Annotated in this window: 6 protein-coding genes and 1 pseudogene; 4 read left to right on the top strand and 3 right to left on the bottom strand. The window is 27.8% G+C overall.

Going from position 1 to position 4977, the window contains the following annotated elements:
* Positions 1-175: 175 nt before the first annotated feature.
* Together AOG55_RS01625 and AOG55_RS09260 are read right to left on the bottom strand one after the other, a co-directional pair.
* Entirely contained in the window at positions 176-355 is a 180-nt protein-coding gene (locus AOG55_RS01625) for a hypothetical protein (protein WP_054964248.1), read from the bottom strand.
* A gap of 254 nt (positions 356-609) precedes the next feature.
* Entirely contained in the window at positions 610-720 is a 111-nt protein-coding gene (locus tag AOG55_RS09260; RefSeq protein WP_156318720.1) for an NAD-dependent epimerase/dehydratase family protein, read from the bottom strand.
* A gap of 118 nt (positions 721-838) precedes the next feature.
* On the opposite strand from AOG55_RS09260, the gene AOG55_RS01620 reads away from it, so the two are divergent.
* From AOG55_RS01620 to AOG55_RS09090, 4 genes and pseudogenes are all read left to right on the top strand, one after another.
* Positions 839-1990, top strand: a complete 1152-nt coding sequence (locus AOG55_RS01620; RefSeq protein WP_055032342.1) for a glycosyltransferase — start codon at positions 839-841, stop codon at positions 1988-1990.
* A gap of 18 nt (positions 1991-2008) precedes the next feature.
* Positions 2009-2236 carry a hypothetical protein gene (locus tag AOG55_RS01615; protein ID WP_055032341.1) on the top strand — a complete coding sequence of 76 codons (228 nt, stop codon included), beginning with the start codon at positions 2009-2011 and terminating at the stop codon, positions 2234-2236.
* A gap of 227 nt (positions 2237-2463) precedes the next feature.
* Positions 2464-3153, top strand: a complete 690-nt coding sequence (locus AOG55_RS01605) for a glycosyltransferase family 4 protein (protein WP_055032340.1) — start codon at positions 2464-2466, stop codon at positions 3151-3153.
* 263 nt (positions 3154-3416) lie between these two features.
* A pseudogene (locus AOG55_RS09090) lies at positions 3417-4558 on the top strand (IS256 family transposase).
* Between the two features lie 69 nt (positions 4559-4627).
* Here the strand turns inward: AOG55_RS09090 and AOG55_RS01590 are convergent.
* Positions 4628-4977 (bottom strand): glycosyltransferase (locus tag AOG55_RS01590; RefSeq protein ID WP_156318718.1); only part of this gene is annotated, 350 nt, incomplete at its 5' end.

Raw genomic sequence — 4977 nt, 5'->3', positions numbered from 1 at the left:
TTACTATTCACCTTTGCAGTTTTTAGGTAAATGGAATAATGATAGTAGTTTCAGGGAATATTACAGAGGATTTTTAACGAATCTTAAGGATGGCTATAGAAGAAGAAAAATTAATTATTATAAGAGGTCGATGATAAATGTCTTATGACATGGAAAAATTTTTGTTTAAGAATCACTATCCAAACATTACTCCCTTGCTGTTCTCTCCCAGACCATATGTATTAAAATACTTCAAATAAACTGAATCCAGATGCCTTAAAAGAGAAAATGACCTTGCAGTTATTTCATTTGTATACTTTGTGACTGCATATAAATTTGGATATGCATCTGTTACCATATCTTCTTTAACAGGCACATTTATGTTACCGTATACTGCCGAGTATTATGCAGTATAACTTTCTTAACATTATTGTTATATGATGCCTTAAGTTATTGTATGTTCTCATTATATTAATTTCATAGCCATTGGATTTATATCCTCGAATTCTGGTGTGGATATAACTGCAGACAGATTAAAAAAATAATCAATACCTTTCATGGAACTATGTAATTTATCATAATAAGATATATTTCCAATTATATGGTTATTTGCATTAGTATCTTTTTTTGCTATGTCATATGATACTGGATAATGCCCTTTTTGTTTAATAATTCTATAATTTTTCTTCCAATAAATCCTGCACCGCCTGTAACTAAAATTTCCCTATTCCTGATTGACATGAAAGGTAATCTAATGTTTGTATAAATAAGTTTATTATACTATGTGTGAGGATGCGTAGAAAAATTTTTGTTCAAGATTTTGTAGATACTTTTAAATTATTTCTTTGAATACGGAAATGTGAAAATTGCTTATATTGGGGATTTCATTAATCATGGTACATCATTGCAGACTTCAGGCACTCCACTAGTTATAATTTTATCTCGAATGGAAAATGTAGCTTCAATAGATGTATACTGTCCAAAAATCAATAAAGTTACAGAAGAATTTCAAATACCAAAAAACGTAAATATTATTAGTTTCTACCGGTATGATCATCCCCTATCTATTATAAGGCTATTGCGTGTTCAATGGAACAATTATGATGTTGTAATTTTTAATATGTTGCCTACTGGCTTTGGTAATACATCAATAGCAAACGCTACAGCACTCATAATACCATTGTTCCTAACCAAATTATTAAGGATACGCAACATTAAAATAATATATCATAACTCTGTATTTACTAATGATTTTAAAATGTTAGGCTACAATTCTTTTTATAATAGGATTAGATCAAATATCCTTAGAGGAGTTGAAAAAATTATATTTAAAAACATTCCAACTTATGTACTCCTAAATTTATACAAAGAAAGAATAGACAAAGCCATTGGAGAAAACAAGGTACATGTATTAAATGCACATTACCTTGAAGCTATAACCACCATTTACATGAATAATTTAATAGAAAAGAAATTTTTAGAAATTAATAAATCTGAAACACTAACGATACTTCTACATGGTTACTGGGGACCACAGAAGAATATTGAATTAGCTTTATCCAATTTATCAAAATTAAAGAATAAAGGAGCTAAATTTAGACTCATCATTTCTGGTGGTGTGAATAGCCATTTTCCGGATTACGAATCAAAATTTAAAAACCTACTTGATTTATATTCTAATATAATTTATGAGTATTTGGGATATGTACAAGAAAAAGACCTTATAAATATATTCCTAAAAGCGGATCTCATTTTACTCCCATATAATGTTCCAGGTGGTCATTCAGGGGTTCTTGAACAGGGCATGTTTTTTGAAGTGCCTATCATCGCCTTTGATTTTCCAGAATATAGAGAACAGGCGTCAGGCAATCCTACAGTTAAGCTGATAAAACCAGAAGACTTGAGTACAGTTTTAATGTCAAATTTAAATTCTAATAAAAAAAATGATATTATCGAGATAGAAAACAAAATAATATTGGTTAATGATAATATTAAATCAATTCTAGACTAATTAAGAGGTGAAAATTAATTGGAGAAGAAAAATCTTAGAATCTTAATATATTCAGACCATTTTTATCCATCTATAGGTGGAAGTGAAAATTATGCCATAGATTTAGCTAATGAATTAACTAAAGAAGGCCATAAAGTTGGAGTTATAACAGCAAAAAAATCTATGGTAAAAGATACATTTCAATTCAAGGTATTCAGACTTCATAAACCTTTTTCGATTAAAAGAATAAATATAAACTTAATATAAACTTTATTGAAGTATTGCATATTATAAAAATATATAATCCGGATATATTTCATATAAATTATCAAACTGGTGGAGAAAATATTATTATACCATTTTTAAAGATTCTACATATACCAATAATAATTACATATCATCCTGATCATGTAGTTACTCTTGGAAAAATAATAGATGAATTACAGCTTTTATCAACGTTTAGAAGTGTTGACTCAATTATGGTCTAGTCTAAAATGGATGAAAAGAAATTCAAAAGTAAAGGCATTCCAGAAGAAAAGTTAAGTTTAATTGAGTTTACTGGAATAGACACTGAAAAATATAAATGTGTATACAAACATAGCGTAAATGAAAATTCTATTAAGCTCTTATGTATTGCACGATTGGATGAATCTCATAAATATAAAGGAATTCATGAACTGATTATGGGAATAAAGGGGATAAATGACCTTAAATTACCAGTTAAATTGCTAGTTAGCATAATTGGGGATGGCAACCTTAGAGAACAGTATGAGAAAGAATGCAAATTATACAATCTGAATAATATTGGCTTCCTAGGCAACTTAACTGTTGAAGAAATGATAAAAGAGATTTGTTATACTGATTTTCTTATTCTTCCATCAATAAACAAAGCAGAGGGTTTTGGAAGGGTTGTTTTAGAAGCATTAAGCTGTGGAACACCTGTCATAGTTTCAAAATATGCAGGAATAGCAGAATTGATAACAAGATTCAATGCTGGTATAGTATATGATCCATTTAAATTTGTAAGCATTTTTGATAAGCTTTTAAGCGTCTTAAATAATAAGCAAGAACTAGAAAAATTCATAAATAACGGAAAGAAATTAATAGCAGAAGAGGGTCTTTCTTTATCAAGTACAACAAAAGAAACAGTTAACTTATACTATAAGTATTTGAAAAACAAATAAGTTGTCAATTTGCAATACTTAATTTTTAATATATTACCTAAATTTTATAAGTTAAATTAATTTTTCTATGGAAAAATTACATTTAAATACATCTATATCAACTTATATTAAATTTGTTGAATAATTATGCAATTTAAAATATATTATGTTTCTATATAGGTTGTGTCCCATATTTTGTGTAAATATAAATCCCCCTGTTAATAATGAAATGATCATTAAATAACAGGGAGAAATATCTCTTTGAACAAAGGAGGTAATAAAATATGGAATATGGCAATATAAACATATCGGATATAGAGAAATTAATAGAACAGACAGTAAAGGAAAAAATAGAAGCACTTATGAAAATAGAACAGGATCAGTACTTAGAGGAGAATACTGGAATAAAGAATGGTTATTATAAGAGGAATCTAAAAACAAAGTATGGCGAGATCAAGGATTTATCAGTGCCAAGGAACAGGGATATTAAATTCCACAGTGCTATAATAGAATCAAATAAGTCAGTAAGCCTTGATGAATTAATAACATCAATGTATTCAAATGGTATATCAACAAGAAGAATATCAAATATATTAAGGGATATATTCAATAATAAGTATTCACCATCATCAGTATCAAGGATAACAGATTTGGCACTGGAGGAGGTAAATAAATTTGTTAATAGAAAACTTGATAATAGATACATGGCAGTAATGCTAGACGGATTATTCTTCTATTTAAGAAGGGAAACTGTTGATAAAGAACCTGTAATATTTGCTCTTGGAATAAAGGAATCCGGAGAATATGAAATATTAGGGTTCTATTTAACTATAAAGGAATCACATAATAATTATAAGGATGTATTAGAGGATATATATATAAAAGGGGATTAAAACAACCATTATTATTTATAGCAGATGGTATAAATAATTTGGATGAGGAAATAATGAATATATATCCTGGAAGTGATTTTCAATTATGCACCATACATTATATGAGGGGATTGAAATCCAAGGTAAAGGAAAGGGATTTAGAAATAATGGATGATGCAAATAAAATGTTTAAGTGCAATAATAAGGATGAGGCCATAGGTAAATTCAATGAGTTTAAGAATAAATGGGAGAATAGATATCCTAATATAATATATAATACTGAAATAAAGTTAGGTGAATTATTAAGATTCTATGATTATCCATCAAGAATAAGGAATTCATTAAAATCAGCAAATATTATAGAAATAATGAATGGGGAAATAAGAAGAAGGATAAAAACAGTATCATCATTCCCTGACGGAGACTCTGCAATGAAGATATTCTATTTAAAATCAATAGAATTCAATTCTAAGCATGCATTCAGGAAAATGAATGGATACTATAAATGCAATGATGAGATTAAAGAGATGTTCAATAAGAGGTACCCTTTATAAATACACAAATATGGTACACGATAGAAATTAATAAAATCATACAATTGAATAATAACTAAAAGTAAAAAATTATTCTAAAAAATCTAGTAATTTTTGAATAATGATACTATATGTTATCAAGTTTTTACTTTGCTTTTCTGATATTTCAATTCTTTTTAACTCAGAACAAATTAAAGCTTTAATATAATATTCTAGTTTTACACGATCATCATGATAAAAAATCAGACTGCCAAAATTTTTGAATTCCATTCCACACCCAGCTTCCGATGTTATTACAGGTATACCATTTGCCATAGCTTCTAATCTTGCTATTCCAAAAGATTCATTGATGGATGGAAGACAAAAGATAGATGCATGTAAATATTCTAACAATAACTGTTTTCCAAATAATGGACCACAGAATAATATTTTATTATTTA

This window comes from Acidiplasma cupricumulans (genome assembly GCF_001402935.1).
In the GTDB taxonomy this organism is placed as follows: Archaea; Thermoplasmatota; Thermoplasmata; order Thermoplasmatales; family Thermoplasmataceae; genus Acidiplasma; species Acidiplasma aeolicum.
The sequence above is the reverse complement of the archived record's forward strand: the minus strand, read 5'-3'. Positions and strand labels throughout refer to the sequence as shown.

Excerpts from the sequence above, each read along its gene's own strand:
- AOG55_RS09260 (WP_156318720.1), bottom strand. The coding sequence starts at position 720 with ATGTCAATCAGGAATAGGGAAATTTTAGTTACAGGCGGTGCAGGATTT.
- AOG55_RS01605 (WP_055032340.1), top strand. The coding sequence starts at position 2,464 with ATGGATGAAAAGAAATTCAAAAGTAAAGGCATTCCAGAAGAAAAGTTA.